Annotated in this window: 17 protein-coding genes; 4 read left to right on the forward strand and 13 right to left on the reverse strand. The window is 30.0% G+C overall.

All coding sequences use genetic code 11. From position 1 onward, the window contains the following. Positions 1 to 140: 140 nt before the first annotated feature. The 13 genes from Q0731_RS12725 to Q0731_RS12785 form a co-directional block, all read right to left on the reverse strand. Positions 141 to 881 carry a DUF4294 domain-containing protein gene (locus tag Q0731_RS12725; protein ID WP_299064692.1) on the reverse strand — a complete coding sequence of 247 codons (741 nt, stop codon included), beginning with the start codon at positions 879 to 881 and terminating at the stop codon, positions 141 to 143. Between the two features lie 59 nt (positions 882 to 940). After that, on the reverse strand, positions 941 to 2,938 hold the full coding sequence (ligA, locus tag Q0731_RS12730) for an NAD-dependent DNA ligase LigA (protein ID WP_299064693.1): 1,998 nt from the start codon (positions 2,936 to 2,938) through the stop codon (positions 941 to 943). Positions 2,939 to 2,944: 6 nt separating this feature from the next. Continuing rightward, complete coding sequence (locus Q0731_RS12735) at positions 2,945 to 3,514, reverse strand: hypothetical protein (protein ID WP_299064695.1); 570 nt, start codon at positions 3,512 to 3,514, stop codon at positions 2,945 to 2,947. A gap of 187 nt (positions 3,515 to 3,701) precedes the next feature. Further along, positions 3,702 to 5,393, reverse strand: a complete 1,692-nt coding sequence (locus Q0731_RS12740) for a hypothetical protein (protein ID WP_299064696.1) — start codon at positions 5,391 to 5,393, stop codon at positions 3,702 to 3,704. A gap of 111 nt (positions 5,394 to 5,504) precedes the next feature. Beyond that, positions 5,505 to 6,008 carry a hypothetical protein gene (locus Q0731_RS12745; protein WP_299064697.1) on the reverse strand — a complete coding sequence of 168 codons (504 nt, stop codon included), beginning with the start codon at positions 6,006 to 6,008 and terminating at the stop codon, positions 5,505 to 5,507. 168 nt (positions 6,009 to 6,176) lie between these two features. Next, positions 6,177 to 7,427 (reverse strand): DUF6638 family protein, encoded by a 1,251-nt coding sequence (locus Q0731_RS12750; RefSeq protein ID WP_299064698.1) that lies wholly within the window; start codon positions 7,425 to 7,427, stop codon positions 6,177 to 6,179. 67 nt (positions 7,428 to 7,494) lie between these two features. Beyond that, complete coding sequence (locus tag Q0731_RS12755) at positions 7,495 to 8,085, reverse strand: NUDIX domain-containing protein (RefSeq protein WP_299064699.1); 591 nt, start codon at positions 8,083 to 8,085, stop codon at positions 7,495 to 7,497. After that, positions 8,075 to 10,036 (reverse strand): AAA family ATPase, encoded by a 1,962-nt coding sequence (locus Q0731_RS12760; RefSeq protein WP_299064700.1) that lies wholly within the window; start codon positions 10,034 to 10,036, stop codon positions 8,075 to 8,077. Before Q0731_RS12760 ends, Q0731_RS12755 begins: the two co-directional genes overlap by 11 nt. Positions 10,037 to 10,179: 143 nt before the next feature. Next, a complete protein-coding gene (locus tag Q0731_RS12765; protein WP_299064701.1) occupies positions 10,180 to 10,539 on the reverse strand; it encodes a four helix bundle protein in 360 nt (119 codons plus the stop codon). A gap of 140 nt (positions 10,540 to 10,679) precedes the next feature. Further along, on the reverse strand, positions 10,680 to 11,723 hold the full coding sequence (locus tag Q0731_RS12770) for a hypothetical protein (RefSeq protein WP_299064702.1): 1,044 nt from the start codon (positions 11,721 to 11,723) through the stop codon (positions 10,680 to 10,682). Between the two features lie 2 nt (positions 11,724 to 11,725). Further along, entirely contained in the window at positions 11,726 to 12,058 is a 333-nt protein-coding gene (locus Q0731_RS12775; RefSeq protein ID WP_299064703.1) for a type II toxin-antitoxin system PemK/MazF family toxin, read from the reverse strand. Beyond that, positions 12,059 to 12,304 (reverse strand): ribbon-helix-helix domain-containing protein, encoded by a 246-nt coding sequence (locus tag Q0731_RS12780; RefSeq protein ID WP_299064704.1) that lies wholly within the window; start codon positions 12,302 to 12,304, stop codon positions 12,059 to 12,061. Between the two features lie 263 nt (positions 12,305 to 12,567). Further along, positions 12,568 to 13,914: a microtubule-binding protein gene (locus tag Q0731_RS12785; protein ID WP_299064705.1), complete on the reverse strand. Its 1,347-nt coding sequence runs from the start codon at positions 13,912 to 13,914 to the stop codon at positions 12,568 to 12,570. Between the two features lie 191 nt (positions 13,915 to 14,105). Here Q0731_RS12785 and Q0731_RS12790 point away from each other — a divergent pair, with 191 nt between their 5' ends. The 4 genes from Q0731_RS12790 to Q0731_RS12805 all read left to right on the forward strand — a co-directional run bounded on the left by Q0731_RS12790 (position 14,106) and on the right by Q0731_RS12805 (position 25,237). Beyond that, positions 14,106 to 19,643, forward strand: a complete 5,538-nt coding sequence (locus tag Q0731_RS12790; protein WP_299064706.1) for a T9SS type B sorting domain-containing protein — start codon at positions 14,106 to 14,108, stop codon at positions 19,641 to 19,643. A 118-nt stretch (positions 19,644 to 19,761) separates the two neighbouring features. Continuing rightward, positions 19,762 to 21,405 carry a carboxyl transferase domain-containing protein gene (locus Q0731_RS12795; protein WP_299064707.1) on the forward strand — a complete coding sequence of 548 codons (1,644 nt, stop codon included), beginning with the start codon at positions 19,762 to 19,764 and terminating at the stop codon, positions 21,403 to 21,405. Between the two features lie 552 nt (positions 21,406 to 21,957). Beyond that, positions 21,958 to 24,051: a phosphate acetyltransferase gene (gene pta / locus Q0731_RS12800; RefSeq protein ID WP_299064708.1), complete on the forward strand. Its 2,094-nt coding sequence runs from the start codon at positions 21,958 to 21,960 to the stop codon at positions 24,049 to 24,051. A 1-nt stretch (position 24,052) separates the two neighbouring features. Then, positions 24,053 to 25,237 (forward strand): acetate kinase, encoded by a 1,185-nt coding sequence (locus tag Q0731_RS12805; RefSeq protein ID WP_299064709.1) that lies wholly within the window; start codon positions 24,053 to 24,055, stop codon positions 25,235 to 25,237. The last annotated feature ends 8 nt before the right edge of the window (positions 25,238 to 25,245 follow it).

The raw sequence follows: 25,245 nt of genomic DNA on the forward strand, positions 1-25,245 counted from the left end.
TTAACTGATAAATACGCTCGGGTTAGGGATAGAAACGGCATCCTTTTTTTTGTTTTTGATGCAATAGCAGAAAAAATGGAAAAAAGATACAGTGGATAGCCTGACAACGCCTTTTTTGGCGTTGGAACACACAAAAAAAATTAATCCTTTTTTTTAGGCTTTTTCTTTTTTCTCATCTTTGAAAACATCAACTTATACTCTTCTACATTTATTTTTGATTTTCTTTCTGTAATAATTTTCAAAAAATCGAACGTTAGTTTTGAGTCTTGATACTTTAATTTATCGTCTTGAAAAGCACGTTGCAAAACATCTTCTATTAAAAAATCTTCGTTATTTGATTCTGGATGGTATTCTGTTTTTAATGAAAGATTGAAAAGATTTGCTGTTGTATTGTACCAAAAGGCTTTCCAACCGCTTCTTAAAACTTTGATATTTTGAAATGCTGTCTGCCCTGTTTGGCGATGAATGAGTTTTATTAAAATGCGTCCTTCTGTTCTGGTCATTTTTTTAATTTGATCTGAAAATTCACCTTCTACGTATTTTTGAACCAGCTTTACATGTTTTCTACGCTTTCTTTTAGTTTTAATTTTCTGTAAAACTATATTTAAAGAATCTAATCTTTGTGATGCAAGCTGTGCATAAGGATAGGCTTTGAATACTTTTCTTCGAAACCATAAGTAGTAACGAATATCATCTTTAGAATTGAATTTATGTTTTGGTAAAAGTGAAAATTCGTTGAGATTTATTGTTAATGTATCTCCTGGTTTTACAAAAACATAGTCATCTATGTTAATAGGTAGCGAATCTGACTCTTTTTTTTGGGAAAAAGCGGTTACAGAAATAAAGACTATATATATATATATGTATAAGATTTTTTTCAAAAAAATGGAATATTATAAATTACAAAATTTGAGTTACAAATTAAATACCAAAGTTATTTTTAATTGATTTTATCGATAAAATCTTGTTCTGTGATAATTGTTATCCCTAAATCTTCTGCTTTTATTAGTTTTGAGGGCCCCATATTATCACCTGCAACGATAAAGTTTGTTTTTTTTGAGATTGAAGAACTTACTTTACCTCCATTGTCTTCTATTGCTTTCTTAAGTTCGTTTCTACTCATTTGATGAAACACACCAGAAACTACAAATACTTGTCCTTGTAATATATTTGTTTGATTTTTTAGACTGTCTGGAGATACTTCTAATTGAAGTCCATATTCTTTTAATCTGTTTATTAACTGAATGTTTGTTGCATCTGATGAAAAATCGAGAATACTTTGTGCAATTCTATCGCCAATTTCATCTGCGTTTATCAATTCTTCAAAAGTTGCAGTCATTATATTATCAATTGATTTGAAATGTTTTGCTAGTTTTTTAGCGACTGTTTCACCAACAAAGCGAATACCAAGTGCAAATAAGACTTTTTCGAACGGAATTTCTTTTGATTTTTCGATTCCTGAAATCATATTTTGAGCAGATTTTTCTGCCATTCGTTCTAAAGGTATTACTTGCTTTACAGTTAAATCGTATAAATCTGCATAATTTTGAATTAGACCTTCTTTTCTTAATAAATCTACAGTTTCTCCTCCTAAACCATCAATATCCATTGCTTTTCTAGAGATAAAATGCTGAATACGACCTGTAATTTGTGGTGCACATCCAAACTCATTTGGACAATAATGCTTTGCATCTCCTTCTGTTCTAACTAATTTTGTATTGCATTCTGGGCAATTGGTAGCATAAATTGTTGGTTTTGAACTTTCTGGACGTTTTGTTAAATCTACCGCAATAATTTTAGGTATAATTTCTCCACCTTTTTCTACAAAAACAGTATCATTTACCCTAATATCTAACTTTTCAATTTGGTCTGCATTGTGTAACGAAGCTCTTTTTACAGTTGTGCCAGCTAATTGCACAGGTGCTAAATTTGCAACTGGTGTAATTGCCCCTGTTCTACCAACTTGATATGTAATTTCATTTAAAATAGTAGCAACTTGCTCTGCTTTAAACTTGTATGCAATTGCCCAACGAGGAGCTTTTGCTGTATAGCCTAACTCTTCTTGTTGTTGTAAATTATTTACTTTTATTACAATTCCATCTGTTTCATAAGGTAAATTATGACGCTCTACATCCCAATAATTTACAAACTCAAAAACTTGATCTATTGATTTTGCTAATTTTATAGTTTCTGGAACTTTAAAACCAACTTTTCTTGCGTTTTCTAGGCTTTCAAAATGTGTTTTATATTTTCTTTCTGATGTTACTACTTGATACAGCAAACAATCTAAAGGTCTTTTTGCAACTTCTGTACTATCTTGTAATTTTAAACTTCCACTTGCAGTATTTCTTGGGTTTCTGTATTCTTCTTCTCCGTTTTCTAAACGCTCTTCATTCATTTTATTAAAACCATCAATTGGCAAAATAATTTCTCCACGCATTTCAAAGTTAGATACAAAATCTCCATTTGGTATTAATGGAATTGACTTTATTGTTCTGATATTTGTGGAAACATCATCTCCTTGAAAACCATCTCCACGTGTTACTGCTTTTATAAATTGCCCGTTTTCATAAGTTAAATTGATAGAAGCTCCATCAAACTTTAATTCACATGTATATTGAGTTTCTGTTGTACCAAGTCCTTTTTGAATTCTTTTTTCCCAATCTAATAAATCATCTTTAGAATAAGAATTATCTAAAGAATACATTCTATTTTTATGCGTAACTGTTTTAAAGTTTTTGGTAATTGCTCCTCCTACTCTTTGAGTTGGAGAGTTTGGGTCTGAAAACTCAGGGTTTTGTTTTTCTAACTTTTCTAATTCTTTTAGTTTGATGTCAAAATCAACATCTGAAATTGTTGCATTATCTAACACATAATAATTGTAATTATGGTTATTTAACTCCTCTTTTAAAGATTGTATTTTTTGTTGAATTGTCATAATTTACTAGTTGCTAACAGTACCTGAAAAATGATTTACTTTAGAATTTATAGGATTGCCAGAAGAACGCCTAAAACTTGCTATTTGTCCTGTATGCCAAATTGCATCTGCAATTGGCCCATTGATTATATAAAAAAAAGGGATGCTAATCTCACCATCTTTCCTTATTGTAAATTCAGATAAATCTTTGCTTGTTTTTATAATATTACTTAGTGCTTCTAAATTTAAAAGTGTTTGTTTTCTTATTTCTGCAAACAACATTTTATCTTTTTCTATTTCTTGCTTAAACTCTGTTTTTGTTAAGCTTAACATTTTTGTTGATAAATCGTAAATATGATGTATTGTTTTTTGGCAATCTCTACCTTTTCCTTTAGGTTGATAAGCTAAATCTAATGCTCTTAAACCTTCTGTTGCCCAAAAATATCTAAATCCTAATCCATCAATCATTCTTGCAACTGTATTTTGTGCTGTATAATTTTCTTCCATTTCTGGAATTTGGTAATAAGGTAGGTTGTTTTGTGAGTTCATAGAAATAGTAAAAAAAAATATTGTTGTAATATTTAATAAAATTTTCATTCGTTTAAATTTTGATTTTATGAAGCTATAAAAGGTTTAATTTTTTGAGAATAAATTTATAAAGAATAAAATAATTTTCTAACTTACTGTAAGTTATCAAAAAATTATAGCCCTGATTGAAACGGCATCCTTTTTTGTTTTTCACAAAAAAGATATAGTGAAAAGCAGGAAATAGCTTCAAAAAAAACTACTGACTAATTCTTATTGAATCTATTTGTTTTTGTAAACGTTGAATTTCTTGAATACTTTTTTGTTGTTTGGTAATTATTTGAATTGAATCTAAAATTGCTTGGTTTTTTTCAATAACAGTCAACTCTTTTTCAAAATAAAGATTTGTGCCTTCACTGGTTCTCCAAGCTTCGTTTAATTGATCGTAAATTTCCTCATTCCAAGTACTTGGTTTTTTTGCATTTATCCAAACTACATCTCTATATTCACTATCTACCAAAGCCAAATCTGGTGTTGCAGAACCATCAAACTGTTCTGGATTATCTTGATTGATAGTAGAAACTGTGCCCAGGAAAAACATACGTTTTCTACCTGCAATATTTTTAATATAGGGTCTAAATTCAACTGGAGTATTTGAGTTCCAATCATACTCTTTTTTAGATTCTTTTACCTTTAAAGGCATGGCAGAAATACCTGCATATCCTTGTTTTTTTGATGCATGGTCATAATAATACAACTCATTTGTACCATCTGCAGGAATAAATACACTAAAACTTAAACTGGTTCTTTCTTTACCTACTGGCTCTAAACCAAACCAGTGATACAAACCTGTAAAAGCTTTTGTTTTCGTATCAGAAAAATCGAAATCGGTTACATAAGGTTGTGCATTTTGATCTTTTGGGGCTTCAGGTATTTTAACGGCACTTTCCATATTCCAAGGTAAAGGATCTGAAAAACCTGCTAAAAACTTTAAACTTTCTGCTTGTAAACGAGATACTTTTTCTGATAATGTATTTTGGTGCGTTAAATAGGCAAATTTTTTCATTTCTGTAGGCGAAATATAAGTTCCTTTACCAATGGTAATTCTTTCTAAATAATCTTTAATATCATGCTCTCCATTATCAACAACCATTACGCCACCAAAAGTTGGATATGGAAAAAAGAAGCCTTTCCATTTTATCAAACTGACAACTTGTACCCAAGCACCTTTGTCGTTTTTCATGTAATAAGTATCACTTGGCTCGTAATTAAAAAGCATCCAAGGGTTTAAACGTTGTACAACTGCATTGTAGGTATTTCTACTAAACTTTAAAGATTCGCCAATTGAAAACGTAACAGGTATTCTGTTTTCTGATGAAAAACGTGGAAAAGGTGTTGTACTTGACACAGAAAAAACCTCTTCTGTATTGTCTTTTAACCCTTGCCAATAATATTTTTCTGTTGGCTGAATTGCCATTGTCCATTGATTATGACCATCAACTCTTACCAAATGTGGTAAAGAAACGTCTTTAGTTTCGCCAACAGATTCATTTGCCATAGAAAAAATGTTTCTTAAAGGCTGAATTCTTTCATTTTGTGTTAATGGTAATTCGTTGATTTCAATTTTATTTAAATCATTAAAAACATTGTAGGTTTTCATGTAATCGTAGAATTTTAAATTCCAACCTACATAATATAAGATTCCGAAAAACACCGATAAAAAAAATAAAATTCCGATTCTTTTGCCTACACCTGCAGATTTTCTAAAACTTCTTAGACTTAAAAATAAAATTATAAATGATGCTAAAAAGATGAAAATATATTTTCTGAAAAATATTAATACTGGCTGATAATCGTCTCTAAAAAAGAATAATAGAGCCAATAGAATTATACTAAATAAAATAACTATTTTCTTTTGCTTTGCTCCTTTACTCCAATAATTTTTAATCATAATTTTATGTTGTTATTGCGTGACTTTTCAAATAAAAACACACCAATCTATTTTTGTATAATTCTAATTTACAGATTACTGTTGTAAAAAACTACTTTTAATAACGAATTTCTATAACAATCCTTTGTCTTTTAAACGATCTCTTGCACTTTTTTCCGTAACTTTTGGTGCTTCTTTTTCTATTACTGTTTCTTTGGCTTGAAAATCTTCCAAAATATCTTTTCCCTTTTCTATAACATCATTAAAAGTATCTTCAATAGCATCTGCTTGTTCTTCTATAATTTCTGATGATTTAAAAATAGCTCCTGCAATATAAGTGCCTATCAAAGTTCCGAAAATCATCGATATAAATAATGAAATTGCTGTATAATTTATCGGAATTATAAATTGAAGAATTAAAATTAATATCAGAAAAAAAACAGCAATATACACCAATCTTAAAATTAAGTTCTGTTGATATACAAAGCCTTTTGTGTCTGTATCTTTCATCTGTAATTCTTCAGAATTCATAAGTTTATTAAAGAATAAGTATATTTTATTTCCTCTTGATTCTCGCCAATACATAACAACTCCAAATAAAATTGCTGCAATAAATAAAATAATTTCTATGGTCATTTTTTTTAATTTGAATTTGAGAGTAAATATCTATAAATTCTCACAAATAATTTATTCTACTTTATTACTTATTTACTGTTATTACTCAGAATGTAAACATATAAAATTTTATTGTAGATTACTGCTTTCGCAGGAATGACAAAGATTATAAAATTAGTCTATTTTTTTCTAAAAACTATTACAAATTGTTTCGATAATCCAATCTTGCGTTGAATCTTCTAAAGTTTTAAACTGTTTATAAAACTGCTCTTTATCATACCAATACAAAAAGAGTACATCTTTTGGCGAAATATTTACGAGTAAATTCCATATTAAATCTTGATAATTTGGTTTTAAAGATGAATGTGGTTTGTGCAAAGCAATATACATTTCTTGATCAATAATATCTTTAGGATTTGTATTTTTAGACATCTTTTGTTTTTCTAAAAAACGCTCTAAACCCATCACTTTTTTTCTTGATGCAATATCAATTTTATTCAAATAACTTTTAAATAAAATACGCTCTTGTAAAATATCTTTTACAGGATGAGTTGTTTGCTTTAAATAGCTTGAAAACATAAATTGCTGAATTCTCTTGTGCCTTTTTTTAGTGGCTTCCTCTTCTAAATCTAATTCTAAAACATTGTAACTTATGAGTTTTTCAATCATTTCTGGATGAGAAATATGATACATTAAAACATCATGAGTAGTATCTTTTGTAGCTTCTTTATAAGTGGCTTCATCTTCAAAAATTAAAACAGGAATTACTAAATCTCTTAAAAAATAAATTCCGCCAAAAGCTTTTGTATAAAAGGAGTCTGTTGTAAAAGTAACATCTTCTATATTTAAATTTCTTTCTCTTAAATCGCCATATTTTTTGGCAGAAATTAATAATTTTTTATGTATATTTTCATCTATAAAATTATAATCGTTATTGAATAATTCGACTAATTTTAACTGTTCTTCTTTCGCTTTTTGTAAATTATCAATTAAATAAAATTTAATACTAATATCTTTATATCTTAAAACATCTAAAGGCTCATAAAAAGCGTCTATTTTTTGATCAAATTCAAGACAAATAGCAGAATCTCTTGTAATATCATTAATAGTTTGTTCGTGTTTTTTAAACACAATTTTCATCAATGCTGCATCAAAAGAATTAAAAGGATTATACACTGGTAATCCTTTTTGTTTTGGCGTAATAATAATGGCATGTGTGTTTGCTTCTCCGTTATTTAAATAAAAAGAGACTCCTTTTTCTTGTGCAATTTCTGGACTCCAACCAACTCCATCAATAGAAAATGATGTTAATTTGGTTCTTGTAAAACCAAGTTTTACTAAACATTTATTATAACGCTCTACCAATTTTCCACTAATAGAAATTGATTCGCTTCTGTATAAATTGGCTTTTATTAGTTTTTGCATATTCTTTTCTGTCATTCCTGCGAAGACAGGAATCTAAATTATCTATTTTCTGGATTCCTGCTTTCGCAGGAATGACAAACTTTTATTTAATCAATTGATGAATTTGTACATACTGCAACAACAATATCGTTCTTGCATCTATAATTTCAGCAGTTTCAATCATTTTTAAAGCGTCTTTAAACGGAGTTTCTAAAACAGTTATTTCTTCACTTTCTGATGCTAAACCTCCACCTTTTGCAATTTTATATTCGTCTTTATATTCTGCGATATATAAATGGACTTGCTCATTCATTAAACCTGGTGATAAAAAAATGGTACTTACTTTTTTTAGTTCCTTAATCGTGTAACCAACTTCTTCTTTGGTTTCTCTAATTACTGTTGTTTCTGGGGATTCATTTGCATCAATTGCACCTCCACAAACTTCAATAGAAAACCCATTTTTTACACCTGCAACATACATTGGAATTCGAAATTGCTTGGATAAAATTACATTTTTGGTTGATGGATTGTACAACAAAACTGCAACTCCATCATTTTTACCATAAACTTCGTGGGTTAAACGCTCAGTTTTTCCGTTTTTAAAGGTAAAATCGAAACTAACTTGTGTTAATTTTGCCCAAAAATTAGAAATCACTTTTGATGTTACGTTGTTTACTTTGCTCTTAATTTCCATTTTCAAAGTTTTTTCTTGCTTCAAAATCGATATTTAATTGATTTACTCTTGCATCTACCTTTCTTTTAAAATCTGTATCTGCAATTGTGGCAACATTATCTAAATAACGTACTACTTCTTGTCGTCTTACTTCAGAAAAATTCAAACCTTTCATGTTTGCTTTCATCAACTCTTGTAACATTTCAAACTTTGTTTGATAATCTTTTTTAAAATACGTTTCTGGGTTCTCAAACCAATTTGGTTCTAAATCGAAATCTGTTAAACGTAATGAAATTGCAGATTGTATGTTTCTAACATCTCTTGATGAAAAGAATGGAAATATTTGCTGAATTTCTTTGTATAAGTTTGCGAAAAATAAGTGTTCATTGGGTTTATGATTCCTTTCTGCTCTATCATACGCTTCTAAAACTCTTTCTTCGGATGGTTTTTCTACAGCACCTAAAACATCTCCCATATTTTTAGTCAATCCTTGGTCTTTTAAAAACTTGTAGTTTGATGGATCTTGCATATTCACAAAATTGGGCATTGTTTTTTCAAACTTTTTCCACCAAATATAATCTTGGTCTAAAAAATCATGTTCAGTTCTTGCTCCATCAATTTTAAATCGTCCTTGAACACGAGAAATGACAGCTTTGTCTAACATTTCTGGTAAATTTGTAAATAATCCGATGGACGAATTTCCATAATTTACAGCATAAGCACCTTCTGTATAACGCAAGAAAACGCCAATAACTTCTTTAACTCCTGCAGAAACACCTTGTGCAGTTCTTTCTTGCAAGTTATTTTCTGCATCGTCAATTGGAGCAAAAATTAATTTTGTTGGGTCTTGCATTGGCTTCATCCATGCTACCATTTTTTCTGCAGAACCACCTTGAAAAGTACTAATTAAAGTATCTGGCATTGGATGAAACAAAAACGGAATCTCCAAATTATCTGAATGCTCTTTTAAACGAGTTGCAATGGCTGCAATTAACATCGATTTTCCTGTTCCTGGAATTCCATAACCCATAAAAACAGGCATAAATCCACCCAATTCTTGAAACGGATTTTTCTTTGCCTCAAAATCGTAACTTAGCATTCTTTCTGTTAATCTACGTGCAAAATGTTTCGCATCTTTATTCCCTACAATTTGCTCGAACTTAATTTTATTAAACTCAACACTTTTTGCGGTTCCAGAGAAAACATTGCTCCAGCCAGCAATTGCAAAATCAGATTTTTCTAACTTATAAGTTCTGTCTTCTATAGTTTCTGTGTATTCTAAACTGCTTTTTCGAAGCTGAATTTCATCAATTAAAGCTTCATAAAAAACTACTGTAAAATCAATCACATCTTTGTCTTGTTTTACAATATCTGGATGTCCTAAATATTTATCATAATAAAACAAAGAACAGGCAATTCCTTTTAAAGGCGATAAAAACGAAACTTCTGGAATACCTGCAAACTTCTGTTTCATCACAGATAAATCATCTGAAGCATGAGGTTTTAAATCGTGTAAAATTTTATACGACATTGCAAATAACTGAAAAGCAGTGGCAGTTTGTAATTTGCTCTCAAATTCTCTTTTTCCAGAATTATCTAATGCAGATTTTCTTTCATTTAAAGATGACAAACCTGAAGAATCGTAATAATTGTCTTTAATCCAAATACCTAAAGTCAACCCTTCTTGCACTGCATACAAAGTCTGATTTAAATAGACAGGTATTGCTATAGAATCTGGCAATAATCGCTTTTTTAAAGCTAAAATAGTTTTAGAAACTGAGGTGATTTCTACATTGCTTCCAGAGTTTGCTCTTGACAAATACAATAAAATGGAATTGTCTTTTGCGTCTTTATCTCTACTTTTTGCTTTATTGCTTTGCTCCCATTGTACTGATTTTAAATAACCAGAAGCTTCATCTCTTAGAATATCTAATTCGTTTTGTTTTATTGGAAAGGTTGAGTTGTGGTTCATTTCAGTTAGCAGTTTTTCAGTTGGCAGTTAGCAGTCATCATTTAACTTCTAACTTCAGCAACTATTAATATTTTTTTATTTCAATCTATTTTCTAATTTATTTTTGACTGCTGACTGAATACTGCCAACTGCTCACTTTTTTCTTACCTAAATTTATCAGGGTTGTTCATCATATAATTAAGAAGTTTCCCAACTTCTTCACTTTTTGTTTGTAAATCTAATTTCTTTTCTTCTGAAATATATTGGCAAGCAACAGCAAAATCTAACCATAATTGAGTCTCAGAATTTTCACTATCTGCATCAGAAATTTTACTTTTAAAATGCTTTTCGTATTGTCTTTTTCTATATCCTTCAGAAATATTTGAACACACAGAACGACTTGAACGAACAATTTGAGAAGTTAAACTAAACAGTTCTTCTTTAGGAAACGTTTTAGTTAATTTAAAAACCTCCATTGCCAAGGCAAATCCTTTTTTATATGCTAAAAGTGTTTTAAAACTCATAATTCAGTTGGCAGTTTTCAGTCAGCAGTTGGCAGTCCACTCTGATACTTTTACTGTCTCTATTTTTATTATTACCTTGTTTTTATTATTAATCCCATCTCACACAAACTGAAGACTGCCTACTGAAGACTGCAAACTATTTAAACTTTTATCTGTAAACTCGCCAATTCAATAGGTTCTTTAGCTAACTTGTGCAAAAACTCTGGAGTTCTATTATGTAATAATTGTATAATTCTGTGTGGTGCTAAAACGTATTTTTGATGAATTACTTCACTCCATTTTTGCATGGTTTGTTTCGAGAAAAAACCACCTTCTGTAAAAGTATCCCCAGAAAAAACAGCATCAATTTTAAGTGATAAAGCATAACTTTCTAAAGGAATTTCTTTTCTTGCAATTCCACCTAAAATTGCATGTGTTATTTCGTTTTCATCTTTTGCAAATACATTATGAAACGGCCCTAAATCTATTCTTTTAATATGCTTTGGCTTTAAATCTGATAATTTTCTATCAATATTATACGCCATTGTATCTAAAGCCATTTCTCTATCTGCTGTTTCTTTTAGTACTTGATAAATTTTGTCTTTATCTTTCTCTATTTTCCCATCATAATCAAAATATAAATAACAAATAAAAGGTCTGTTATGACTAACATCATAAAAGCTCCAACTTGTTACATATTGATGAACTGTATCCTTTGGAGCTTCTAATATTTTACCTTGTACAAATCTGTTAAAAATATATTTTTTTTCTACGGATGAATAATAAACGATAGAAGAAGCCTTAAATAAATCTAACCTTTTAATAGGTTGTTTTTTCTGTAAAAGCGTATTTAAAAATTCTCCTTTTAAAATATTAATATCTTTTAGATTGCCTAAATGTTGATTTTTTAATTCTAAATCGTTGTACAAAAATCTGAATTCTAAATAATTAGGGAATCCAGAATCTGTTAAATCGACCTTCATATTGTCTTCTTCATCATACATATATTTAATACGCATTGCTTCTATTGAATACAAAAGTAAGTCTGAATATTGCTTAAAAATCTGTAACTCTTGTTGGGTACATAGTTTTTCTTGCTGCACACTTACAATCAATTCTTTTAAAACAAAATCGACCATTTTATGATAAAAAACGTATTGTTCTTTGGAGTCTAAAAGTGCAGAATCTAAAGGTGTTGTTATCATTTTTAAAATTTAAGAATATCGTTCAAAGTCTTTTTAATAAGCTCTACATCTTTTAAAGCTATTTTACCAATTTTTTTATCTAACCTTGTTTTAGAAACAGATTGAACATGAAATGTCAAAACTTCGGAAGTTTTATCTAATCCGTTTATTTCATTCGGATTTAAAATAAGATTCCCTTTATAATTTTTTATACTTGTAGTTAAAGGACAAACAATAACCACTTGTAAATATTTGTTTAACATATTTCCACTAATAATTACAGCAGGTCTTTTGCCACTTTGCTCACTTCCTTTGGTTGGGTTTAAGTACAACTCCCAAATTTCTCCTTGCTTCATTTAGTTTGCTTCTGAGTTATTTACAGCAGTAAAATACTCTTGCATGCCTTCTTCTGCAACCATTAAAATATCTTTATCTGTTGCAGCTTGCTTATAAGAATTAATATAACTGGCCTTTTCTACTTGCTCTAAATAAATTTCTAACGCGTTTTCTATGATCCTATTTTTAGGAAGCTGTAACTCTTTTGCCAAAGCAGATAACTTATCTAATAAATTATCTGGTAATGAAGATGTGAATGTTGCCATTTTATATTTGTTTTTTACAAATATAAATAATATTTATTAATTTTATTTATAAAGAATAAGTTAATTTGTTAAAAATTAACATTTTAGAGTTTAAGTATTCAGTGTTCAGTCTCAGTTTACAACTTTCAACTGACTAAAAACTGCAACTGCAACTGTAAACTCAATTAAGAAAGTAAATCATCATTAGAAAAGAGCTTTAGTGTTCAGTCACAGTTTACAGTTCTCAACTGACTGAAAACTGCGACTGTAAACTGTAAACTCAATTAAGAAAGCAAATCATCATTAGAAGTGTCTGTTTTTGGTTTTTCTGATGACACCTCTTCATTATTCTCAACAGGTGCATTTGCATCTGCTTTATAATAGTCTTCAAAAATTTCTTTCATATCAATTCCATAACGGTCTGCAAAGTTCTTTTGAATGTCTACATCCTTCTCTCTAATTTCATGTAAAGCTTCTGCATAGGTACTATAAACACCTGTCATTACTTTTTCATGAACAGGAATATTATCCATCATATCTTGACGAGCTCTTGCACTTGCAGAATGCATAGAAGCCAAGGTTTCACCAATATGTTCATCAGTTTTTACACCTAAATGCTCTAAAATTGCTGCAAATTCTTGATCTGTTCTTGCTTTTAGCGCAACAATATAACCATCGTAATATTTTAATCTTTCTTCTGTATCTGATTTTAATTTTGCTCTATGAGTTTGTAAGTTAGAACGCAAAGAAGTTAGCACTTTAATTGTTAAATTGTGCTTATGTACAAAACTATCTTTAGATGCAGCAAGTGTTGTGTAAGCATTTTTAAGTCCTTCTAATTCTTCTACTTTTTGCTCAATCGTTGTTACTTTACCAATCGCTTCTGAATAGGCTGTAGATTGTTTGTCTGCAATTTCATCTAATTCTTGTCGAGATTGTTTTAACAAAGCATATTGTTCTTCTAATTGATTTTCTACTTCCTTCTTTTTTTCTAAGGCTTTTGTATGATTTTTAGAAGCCTCTACAATTGCTGTTTTTAATTTTTCTTCTACTTCCTTAATTTCTACTTCTCTATTTTTTAAACGCGTAACTGCAGCTTGAGATTTAAAAGAAAGTTCGCCCAACAAAGTTTGAATATCTGCACTTTCTATACGTTGTTGAAATAGTGCTTTTGCTTTATTATCTGCACCTGCTCTTACTTTCTCTGCTGCTGCAAATTCTACTTCCTCTCTTTTTATTTTAGATTTTCTACCCCACAAATTATTCCACCAAGTATCTGGTTTGTTTTGGGCGTCTTCCAATTCTATTCTTGCTCTTTCTAATGCTTTTTGAGCATCGTCTATCACTTTTTGTTCCTCTGCATTTAAAGCAGAAAAACCTTCGAATTTGATACCAACTTCATCTTGATAATCTGTTAAATCTTTTATAGCGTCTAATAAAGAAGTTCTATCTTCTTTTGCCATATCTACCACATCATCTAAAGTAGCATTTAATATTTTCTGACGCTTTTCTGGATCTTCTTCTTGTGAAAGTTTAGATTTCATTGTATCTATAGCTTTCCCCCAGTTTACATCTACTTTTTCTGTTTTTTGAGTAGCATTTGTTTCTAATAAATCAAAATCATCAGCCATTTTTTATATTTTTTTTAAGTTGAACATTTTTTAAGTGTAGCAATTTCGTTATTTTTTTGATAAAAAAGGAGCGTTTCACTATTTATATCTAGTAATTTATCTTTAAAAGTTAATATTTATTTAAACTTTAAGAGTTTACTGCTATTTTCTCAGTATTTTTAGCATCTAATTTTTTTAAAAGTGCAACTTTAATGAAACTTAAATTATCATTTTTATTAACCATCTTATTTTGCTTATTATATTCTAAGAATACACAAGCTCAATTGAGTAAAACTCACTACCTACCTCCAATTACAAGTGATGAAGGCATACAAAACCAATTCATTTACATATCTACACCCAAAACCAAAAATGTAAGTTTTAAAATTATCCCTATTGGAAGACCTGAAAATGAAATTATTACAGGTACTGTTTCTAATACTAATACATATAGCACAACCTCTTCTAGTGTTGGCTCTCAACTTTATCAAGCCTCAAACTCTAATGCTGTTATAACTTCTAATAAAGGATATATAATTGAGGCAAATGATGTTATTTATGTTTCTGTAAGAATGCGTTCCACTAGCAGTTCTCAGGCTGCAGCCATTGTTAGTAAAGGAGTTTCTGCTTTAGGTACAAATTTTAGAATGGGTGGTTTCTCAAATATAAGTACTGATGTTGATAACCTAAATTTTATTTCTGTAATGGCTACAGAAAATAATACAAATGTAACTTTTGATGAATTTACGCCAGGCATTTTAATTAACAATTATTCTGGTACTTTACCTATAAACATCAACCTAAATGAAGGAGAAACTTATATTGTTTCTGTTTCTGAAGAAAGAGGTGGCAGACCAAGTGATTTGATTGGTACACTAATTAAATCTGACAAACCTATTGTTGTTAATTCTGGCTCAGCAACTGGTAGTTTTCATACAGGAAATGCAAGAGATTTTGGAATGGATCAATTAGTAGACGCCTCTAAAGTAGGGAAAGAATATATTTTTGTAAAAGGGGAAGGAGCAAATGGCTGGGAAAATATTTTAATAGTTGCACATAATGATAATACTCAAATAAAAATTAATGGTAATCCAGCAATTACAACCATTAATAAAAGTGAATGGTATGTTATTGAAGGAAGCAATTATTCTTCTAGTGGAAATATGTATGTAGAAACCTCAGAACCTGCATTTGCTTTTCAGGGTGTTGGTTTTGGAAGCAGTGCTGCAAACCAAAGCCTGTTTTTTGTACCTCCTTTAAATTGTGAAAGCACTGGTTTTGTAGACAATATACCTGAAATAGATAGAGTTGGATTCGATTCTTTTCAAGGGGGCGTTACTGTAGTAACTAAAAGAGAAGGGAATTTAGTAATTGTAGAAAACTCTAGCAACCCTACTTTTTCTATTAATGGACCAAATAATGTTACTGGAAAAACGGACTATGTAACCTACAGAATTACAAATCTTTCTGGAAACGTTTCTGTAAAAAGTTTAGTTAAAAATAGTGCTGGTAATGATGTTGCTACAGAATTATATTGTTCTTATTTTAACCAAAATGGACGTGCAACTTCTGGTGGTTTTTATTCTGGATTTCCTTCTGCTCCAGAAATAAATTTTGAAGCTGCAATAAATACACTTGGTAATTGTATTGGTAATGATTTAACATTAGAAGCTGCCAACACAGATTTATTTGATACTTTTGAGTGGTTTTTTGATGATGGATCTGGAGAAGTTGCTACAGGTGACATAACCCCAAAAATAAGTCCAATTCAACCTGGTAGATACAAGTTGGTAGGTACAATTAATTGCTCTGGTACTAAATTTACATCTGCCACTGTTGTGGTTAGTGCTTGTCCTGATGATTATGATGGAGACACTATTATAGATAATATAGATGATGATATTGATAATGATGGTATTTTAAACTGTGATGAATCTATTGGGAATGCTACTTTAAATATCAGTAATATTAACAGTCCTAGTATTATTTTTAATGATAATAGCACCAATAACTCAACTACAAGTATATATACAGAAACTGAAACTAATAATAATTTTTCAGGAACCAATACAGGTAACTTTACATCAACTATTAATACAGCACCAGACTCTAAACTGGCATACAATTTAACATTTAATCAAAATATTAATTTTGTAATAACCCAAAATCAAACTACAAATCATACAATTTCTGAGGGAGAATATTTTATTTTAACAGTAAACCCCAATAATAAAAATATTACACTTATAGACCCAAATGATCAATTACTAGTAGATACTAATTCAGACGATGAGTTTGAAGCTGGTATTACAATTTTATCTGCATCAGAAATAAAATTTAAATACAAAACCAATTTAAATGGAGCAAATGCTACCTTTAAATTTGTAGCAAATCAAGTAAATCAAATTGAATTTAAGCATCAATCTAAAGAAATTACTGCAACATCTAATTTTAATGGAAATATTCAATTAACATGTTTTTCTAGAGACAATGACAATGATGGTATTGAAGATATGTTTGATTTAGATTCTGATAATGATGGAATACCAGATCTTATTGAAACTGCAAATGACAATGATACAGATGGCGTTTTAAATTATTTAGACATCGATTCTGATAATGATGGAATTTACGATCTTACAGAAGCTGGGCATAATCTAACAGATGCAAATTTAGATGGTATTTTAGACAACGCAAATGCAAATATTGGTAGTAATGGTTTGGTAGATGCTTTAGAAACAACACCAGATGCTAAAATACTAACTATTGATTATACAGTTGCTGATACTGATGAAGATACTAACTTCAATTTTACAGAAGTAGATGCTGACAATGATGATTGTTTTGATTTTTTAGAAGCTGGCTATTTTGGTATAGATACTGGTACAGTAAACACATTCCCTACTCCTTTTGTAATTGTTGATAAAAACGGAAAAGTAACAGGCTCTAATGGCTATGCAACATTGCCTAATAATAATTACATTATAGCTGCACCTATAAACATAACAAAATTTGAAGATACTACGTTTTGTGAAAATGACACGGATATAATTACAATAGAATCTACCGCAGAAAGTTTTAAATGGGAAGTATTTAACGGATTGGGTTGGAATTTAATATCTGATGATGCTATTTACAGTGGTAGTAATACTGCTAACTTGCAAATAACTGAAACACCTTTAACTTATGATAATTATTTCTACAGAGTTACTTTAAGTAGAGCAGGAAACTCTTGCCCTATAAGATCTGAGGCTATTAGACTTACTGTTAACCCTGCTCCTGTATTAAAAGCAAACCCAACATTACAACATTGTATTAGTGAAAATGATACAAACCCAACAGTAAATTTAACAACCGCAGAAAATAATATTTCTTCAACTGCCAATGTTACTTTTAAGTACTTTGAAGATCAAGCTGGTTTAATAGAAATTACAAATTTTACTTCTTACCCTGTTATTGCTAATACAGTACAATCTGTATTTGTAAAAGTAACGTCAGCTAACAATTGTACCCAAAAAATAGCTGAATTAATACTAAACGTTGGAGAAACTGCAGACAACCCTTTTAATGAAACTCAACAACCAGTTTGTGATGATTTTTTAGATGCAGAAGGCAATAATACTGCTAATAATTCTGACACAGATAAAATTTCTAATTTCAGGCTAAATAGAACATCCATAATAAGTAGTATTAATCCTCCTGCCAATACAACTGTCTTATTTTATGAAAATGCAACAGATAGAAATAATTCTATAAATGAAATTGATATTAGTAACTTTAGAAACAATATTGCTAAAAATGATGTTACAGTAATTCCTCATGGAATACAATTTCCAATCTATTATAAAATTGTAAGTACCTTAAATAAAAACTGCGAAGGTTTGGGGCAATTTAACTTACAAATAAATGAAAGACCAATAGCTAGTAGCAATGTACTAACCCCTATTGAACAATGTGATACCGGTTTTTTTGATGGCAATTTTACAAACGGAAGCAATAACAATATTGATTTAACCCAAAAAATTGAAGAAGTGTTTGAAGGAACTGGGCAAAATATCAATGATTTTCAAGTAACTTTCTTTAAAACGGCTACAGCAGCAGCAATTGGCAACATAACTAGACCCGATTTTATTGGTACACCTTCACAGTATACAAACGATGTTGATACAGGTTTTACAGTTGGTAATACTGCAACGCAAACTATTTATCTTCGTATTTTAAACTTAATTACTGGCTGTACAAATTCTAATGTAAGTTTTCAAGTTATAATCAATCCTTTGCCTGTAATTAGTAACTTAATTGACCCTATTACAGTTTGTGATATTGGTAATGATGGAAACTCAACAAACGGACTAGCACAAAATATAGACATTAGCACCAGAGATGTATCTATTTTAGGTACTAGAAATGCCAATGATTTTACAGTAACATATCATAAAACCCAAGCAGATTTAAACGATTTATCATCAACAGGAATCAATAAAAACAGCTACGATTCTGATCCATTAAGAGTTACAATAAATCCCATAACAAATAGTAGTGAAGAGGTTTTATTTATTAGGTTATTAAACAACACAACAAACTGTGCTTTTAAAGAAGCTACTTTAACCATTATTGTAAACCCTGCACCAAGTTTCGAAACAATCTCTAATTTTACTCAATGTGATACAAATGAAGATGGAGATGATACAAATGGAATTATTCAGAATATTGATTTAAATACTAAAATTCCTGAAATTTTGGGTGTAAATCAAAACCCTAATAATTATACTGTAACTTTTCATACAGACCCAACAGACGCTTTAACAGGAGTTAATCAACTAACATTTCCTTATCAAAACACCAGTGCCACAGAAAATATTTATGTTTACATTCAAAACAAAACAACATTATGTGTAAATAGTGAAGCTACATTTCAAATCATTATAAATCCTTTACCTAGTTTTACTATAAGAAGTCCTCAAACACTCTGTTTAAGGGACGGAAAAATAAATATTTTTGCTGAAGATTTTTCAGATGATTATAATTATCAATGGAAAGATATTGATGGTAATGATTTAAACCCATTAAATACTGATGATAATATTGATATTACACTTCCAGGGTTTTACACAGTTACAGCAACTACAAAAGATGGTACCATGTGTACTAGAACTATAGATTTTGAGGTAAAACCATCACAACAAGTAAATTTTGATGAAAGTTTTATTACAATTGATGATGATGTAAATGCAATAGACTTTAGTGATAATATTTCTATTCGTATAAATAATATAGACAATAGTTTAGCTTTTGGCGATTATCAATTTTCACTTAGAAATGATGATACAGGAGATGCATTTCCTTCAATAGGTTTTCAAGACGAACCTTTTTTCGAAAATCTAGAAGGAGGTATTTATACGATTACTGTAAACGATAAAAATGGTTGTTCTACCAATACAGAATTGCAAGTCTCAGTAATTCAATTTCAAAAATTTATAACGCCTAATGGCGATGGAATTAATGATACCTGGAAAATTAAAGGAGCAAATACTGAATTTTATTCAAGTAGCCTTAGTAGCATTAACATTTTTAATAGATATGGCAAGTTAGTTGCAAAAACACCTATTAATGGTCGTGGTTGGGATGGTACTTATAATAGCAATACACTACCTGCTGATGATTATTGGTTTAATGTACTCTTAGTACCAATTGATACATCAAAAAAACCAATTCAAAAAAGCGGACATTTCTCACTATTAAAAAGATAGAATAAACTTATATTTTAGTAGAAGCATCCACTAGAAAACCTTTACAAATTCCAAAAGACACAATAAGAGTTTGAGCAAAATATTAGTTAATTTAGCAGAAAATAAGAAATAAATTTCTATGGATTTAAACTTCAATAAAAACGAAGATTATAATAAATTATTAGTTTCAGATTTAAGAAAAAGATTTGCCAAAGTAAAATTAGGTGGTGGTCAAAAAAGAATTGACAAACACCATGCTAAAGGTAAGATGACAGCAAGAGAAAGAATAGATTATCTTTTAGATAAAAATGCTAAATCTATAGAAATTGGTGCTTATGCTGGTGAAGATATGTATGCAGAACATGGAGGCTGCCCTTCTGGTGGCGTTGTTGTAAAAATAGGCTACATCAAAAAAAAAATATGTATTGTGGTTGCCAATGATGCTACTGTAAAAGCAGGTGCTTGGTTTCCCATCACAGGAAAAAAAAATTTAAGAGCACAAGAAATATCCATAGAAAATAAAATTCCGATTATTTATTTAGTAGATTCTGCTGGCGTTTATTTGCCTATGCAAGATGAAATTTTTCCTGATAAAGAGCATTTTGGACGCATATTTAGAAACAATGCAGTGATGAGTAGCATGGGTATTACCCAAATTTCTGCAGTGATGGGTAGCTGTGTTGCAGGAGGTGCTTATTTACCAATTATGAGTGATGAAGCTATAATTGTAGATAAAACAGCAAGTATTTTTCTAGCAGGAAGTTATTTGGTAAAAGCTGCTATTGGAGAAAGTATTGATAATGAAACTTTAGGTGGAGCAACAACTCATTGTGAAATTTCTGGTGTTACAGATTACAAAGCCAAAGATGATAAAGATGCACTAGATAAAATTAAATTTATTGTTGATAAAATTGGGGATGCTAACAAAGCTGGGTTTAGCAAAACCGATTCTTTTTTACCAAAAGAAAATGAAGATGATATTTTTGGAATTCTACCCAAAGAAAGAAACGCACAATATGATATGTTAGAAATCATAAAACGTTTGGTAGATAAATCTGAATTTGAACAATACAAAGAAGGTTATGGACAAACCATTATTACTGGGTATGCCAGAATTGATGGTTGGGCAGTTGGTATTATTGCCAATCAGCGAAAATTGGTAAAAACTACATCTTCTAAAACAAAACCTACAGAAATGCAGTTTGGTGGTGTTATTTACAATGATTCTGCAGACAAGGCTACACGTTTTATTGCCAATTGCAATCAGAAAAAAATACCTTTAGTTTTTTTACAAGATGTTACTGGTTTTATGGTTGGCTCAAAATCTGAACATGGAGGCATTATAAAAGATGGAGCCAAAATGGTAAATGCAGTAAGTAATTCTGTGGTTCCAAAATTTACAATTATTATTGGAAATTCTTACGGAGCAGGAAACTATGCAATGTGTGGCAAAGCCTATGACCCAAGATTAATTGTAGCATGGCCAAGTGCAGAACTTGCTGTAATGAGTGGAAATTCTGCTGCTAAAGTATTGTTGCAAATAGAAACAGCATCTTTAAAAAAACGCGGAGAAGAAATTACGCCAGAAAAAGAAGCAGAATTATTTGACAAAATAAAATCTCGTTACGACCAACAAATTTCTCCTTATTACGCTGCTGCAAGAATATGGACAGATGCAGTTATCAATCCATTAGAAACCAGAACATGGATTTCTATGGGTATAGATGCAGCAAACCACGCTCCTATTGAAAAACAATTTAATATGGGTGTTTTGCAGGTTTAGTTTAATACAGTTTGTCATGCTAAAAGCATCTCACACAAAAACAAACAAACCATTAAAGATTCTTTAAGAATGACAAAACTGTATGAAAAATAACTATCTATTCAGTTTGTCATGCTGAAAGCATCTCACATAATAATTCGCAAAACGAAAAAGATTCTTTCAGAATGACAAAACTGTGTGGAAAATAACTATCTATTCAATTTGTCATGCTGAAAAGCATCTCACATAATAATTCACAAAACGAAAAAGATTCTTTAAGAATACCAAAACTGTGTGGAAAATAACTATCTATTAAATTTGTCATACTGAAAGCATCTCACACAACAACAAACAAACCATTAAAGATTCTTTAAGAATGACAAAACTGTATGGAAAACAACTATCTATTCAATTTGTCATGCTAAAAGCATCCTTTACAAAAAATCACAAACTGTTAAAGATTCTTTCAGAATAATAAAACTATACAGAAAAATATTATCATAAATTAATGACCTTTATCATAACTAATAAACTGTTTAAAACTTATTTTTGTCAAATATTTAATTTAAAACAATGAGTAAAGCTATTTATATTGCTGCAATTGAGTCTGATAGTGGTAAATCTTTGGTATCATTAGGTCTTTTAAGAATGATGTTAACCAAATCTTCTAAGGTTGGTTATTTTAGACCTATTATAAACGAAGCAATAGACAGTACTATTGACAATCATACAAAAACAGCTATTAGTTATTTTAACCTAGGTTTAGATTACAATGACTGTTATGCTTACAAACAAAGTGAAGTAGTAGAGCTTTTAAGTGAAGGTAAAACAGACGATGTTATTCAGACTGTTATTGAGAAATATAAGAAACTAGAGGCTAAATTCGATTATGTATTAGTTGAAGGAACCGATTTTTCTGGAGAAGGTGGTTTTACAGAATTAGATGTAAATCTAATGATTGCTAAAAACCTTGGTATTCCTGCATTAATTGTAGGTTCTGGAAACGGAAAGAAAAAGAAAGATTTTATCAATACCATGCAATTGACTTACAAGTCTTTTATAGCAAAAGAAGTAGATGTAATTGGTATCATTGCCAATAAAATTGAAGTAGATGAAGTAGGTTACATTCAAACAGAACTTCAAAAAAGTTTTCCTAAAAACTTACAAATAGATATTGTTCCTATAGTTGATTTCTTAGCTTTTCCAACAGTTAAAGAAGTAGTACAAGCTTTAAATGGTCGTGTATTATTTGGAGAGCAATTTTTAGACAATGCAATTGGTAGTTACAGCACAGGTGCAATGCAGCTGCGTAATTATTTAACAAGAATTAAAGAAAACGCTTTAGTTGTAACCCCTGGTGATAGAGCAGATATTATTTTAGGTGCTTTACAAGCTAACGCCTCTAGTAATTATCCTAAAATTGCAGGAATTATTTTAACAGGTACTATTTTACCTGAAGAATCTATCATTAAACTAATAGAAGGTGTACAATCTACAGTGCCTATTATTTCTGTTGATGGAGGTACTTTTAATATTTCTAATAAAATTGGTGCAGTAAAATCTAAAATTTATTCTACACACAACAAAAAGATTTTATTATCCTTAGATACTTTTGATAAATATGTAAATGCAGAAGGTTTAACAAACATTTTAACGTCTTATCAATCAGACAGGTTAACACCTAACATGTTTCAGTATAATTTATTACAAAAAGCAAGAAAAAATAAAAAACACATTGTTTTACCAGAAGGTAATGATGATAGAATTATAAAAGCTGCTGCTCGTTTACAATTATTAAACATTGTAGATTTAACTTTATTAGGCGATAAAAATACCATTGAATTAAAATGCAACCAATTAGGTTTACAAATAGATTTAAATAAAATAAACATTCTAAACCCTGACAATTCTATACATAATGATGCTTTTATAAAAACGTTATACGAAGCTCGTAAACACAAAGGAATGACAGAAATTGCTGCAAAAGATTTAGTGACCGATGTTTCTTATTACGGAACTTTAATGATTTTAAATGGTTTGGCAGATGGAATGGTTTCTGGAGCAGTACACACAACTATGCACACCATAAAACCATCTTTGCAGTTAATTAAAACAAAACCTGGTGTTTCTGTAGTTTCTTCTGTATTTTTTATGTGTTTATCAGACAGAGTTTCTGTAATGGGAGATTGTGCAGTAAACCCAAATCCTAATGCAGAACAATTGGCAGAAATTGCCATTTCTTCTGCACAATCTGCTGAAGCTTTTGGTATCGAAGCAAGAATTGCAATGCTTTCTTACTCTTCTGGAAGCTCTGGAAAAGGAGAAGAGGTAGAAAAAGTAAGAAAAGCAACAGAAATTGTTCGCAATTTAAACCCTCAATTAAAAATTGAAGGTCCTATACAATATGATGCTGCTGTAGACATGTCTGTCGCAAAAACAAAAATGCCAGATTCTAAAGTTGCAGGTCAAGCATCTGTATTGATTTTTCCTGATTTAAATACAGGTAACAACACCTACAAAGCCATACAAAGAGAAACTGGTGCATTGGCAATTGGCCCAATGTTACAAGGTTTAAATAAACCTGTAAACGATTTAAGTAGAGGTTGTACTGTAGATGATATTTTTAATACCGTTTTATTAACAGCAATTCAAGCACACCAAGAATAATATGAATATTTTAGTTTTAAATGCAGGCTCATCATCTTTAAAATATCAAGTAATAGAAATGCCTTCTCAAACAGTAAAATGTGTTGGTTTAGTAGAAAGAATTGGTATGGAAGATGCTGTTTTTACCCATGAAAAAGGAAGTGTAAAAAACTCAGAAATTTTACCCATTTTAAATCATGAAGTTGGTTTAAAAAAAGTAGCAAAAACTTTATTAGACAAAGAATTTGGGGTTATTAATTCTGTGGATGAAATAAAAGCAGTAGGTCATAGAGTTGTACATGGAGGTAGTAAATTTAGCGATACTGTAGAAGCTACAAAAGAAGTAAAAGATAATATTCGTGAATTATTTGACTTAGCTCCTTTACACAACCCTGCAAATTTAAAAGGTATAGAAATTGCAGAAACTATTTTTACATCAGCAAAACAAATTGTAATTTTTGATACTGCTTTTCATCAAACAATGCCAAAAGAAGCCTATCAATATGCAATTCCAAATACGTATTTAGATGATCATAAAATTAGAGCTTATGGTTTTCATGGCACAAGCCATAAATATGTATCAGAAAAAGCAATTGAATATTTAGGAGAAAAATCTAAAAACATCATTACCATTCATTTAGGCAATGGTTGCAGTATGTCTGCCATTAAAAATGGAAAATGTATAGAAACTTCTATGGGTTTTTCGCCAACAAATGGATTAATTATGGGTACAAGAGCTGGTGATATAGACCAATCTGTTATTTTCTTTTTGATGAAAAAACTCCATAAATCTGCAGATGAAGTAAACAATATCTTACAAAAAGAATCTGGATTAAAAGGTTTAACTGGTTTTTCTGATTTAAGAGAAATCTCTGAACAAGCAGCCAAAGGAAATGAACTTTGTAAAAATGCATTAAAACTTACAAGCCATAGAATTAAAAAATTTATAGGTTCTTATACTGCTGCTTTAAATGGTTTAGATGCCATTGTTTTTACAGCAGGAATAGGAGAAAACTCAAGTTTAATGAGACAATTAACTTGTGCTAATTTAGATTTTCTGGGAATTGATTTAGATGCCCAAAAAAATGCAATTCGTTCTAAAGAAATCCAAGAAATTCAAAAAGAAAACGGTAAAGTGAAGATTTTAGTTATCCCTACTAATGAGGAAATTGAAATTGCAAAACAGTCTTATCAACTTATAAAATAACCTATTAT

The organism is uncultured Polaribacter sp., assembly GCF_947497695.1.
Taxonomy (GTDB): Bacteria; Bacteroidota; Bacteroidia; order Flavobacteriales; family Flavobacteriaceae; genus Polaribacter.

Coding starts and splice junctions, on each gene's coding strand:
- ligA (WP_299064693.1), bottom strand. CDS start 2,938: ATGACAATTCAACAAAAAATACAATCTTTAAAAGAGGAGTTAAATAAC.
- Q0731_RS12735 (WP_299064695.1), bottom strand. CDS start 3,514: ATGAAAATTTTATTAAATATTACAACAATATTTTTTTTTACTATTTCT.
- Q0731_RS12740 (WP_299064696.1), bottom strand. CDS start 5,393: ATGATTAAAAATTATTGGAGTAAAGGAGCAAAGCAAAAGAAAATAGTT.
- Q0731_RS12745 (WP_299064697.1), bottom strand. CDS start 6,008: ATGACCATAGAAATTATTTTATTTATTGCAGCAATTTTATTTGGAGTT.
- Q0731_RS12750 (WP_299064698.1), bottom strand. CDS start 7,427: ATGACAGAAAAGAATATGCAAAAACTAATAAAAGCCAATTTATACAGA.
- Q0731_RS12755 (WP_299064699.1), bottom strand. CDS start 8,085: ATGGAAATTAAGAGCAAAGTAAACAACGTAACATCAAAAGTGATTTCT.
- Q0731_RS12760 (WP_299064700.1), bottom strand. CDS start 10,036: ATGAACCACAACTCAACCTTTCCAATAAAACAAAACGAATTAGATATT.
- Q0731_RS12765 (WP_299064701.1), bottom strand. CDS start 10,539: ATGAGTTTTAAAACACTTTTAGCATATAAAAAAGGATTTGCCTTGGCA.
- Q0731_RS12770 (WP_299064702.1), bottom strand. CDS start 11,723: ATGATAACAACACCTTTAGATTCTGCACTTTTAGACTCCAAAGAACAA.
- Q0731_RS12775 (WP_299064703.1), bottom strand. CDS start 12,058: ATGAAGCAAGGAGAAATTTGGGAGTTGTACTTAAACCCAACCAAAGGA.
- Q0731_RS12780 (WP_299064704.1), bottom strand. CDS start 12,304: ATGGCAACATTCACATCTTCATTACCAGATAATTTATTAGATAAGTTA.
- Q0731_RS12785 (WP_299064705.1), bottom strand. CDS start 13,914: ATGGCTGATGATTTTGATTTATTAGAAACAAATGCTACTCAAAAAACA.
- Q0731_RS12790 (WP_299064706.1), top strand. CDS start 14,106: ATGAAACTTAAATTATCATTTTTATTAACCATCTTATTTTGCTTATTA.
- Q0731_RS12795 (WP_299064707.1), top strand. CDS start 19,762: ATGGATTTAAACTTCAATAAAAACGAAGATTATAATAAATTATTAGTT.
- pta (WP_299064708.1), top strand. CDS start 21,958: ATGAGTAAAGCTATTTATATTGCTGCAATTGAGTCTGATAGTGGTAAA.
- Q0731_RS12805 (WP_299064709.1), top strand. CDS start 24,053: ATGAATATTTTAGTTTTAAATGCAGGCTCATCATCTTTAAAATATCAA.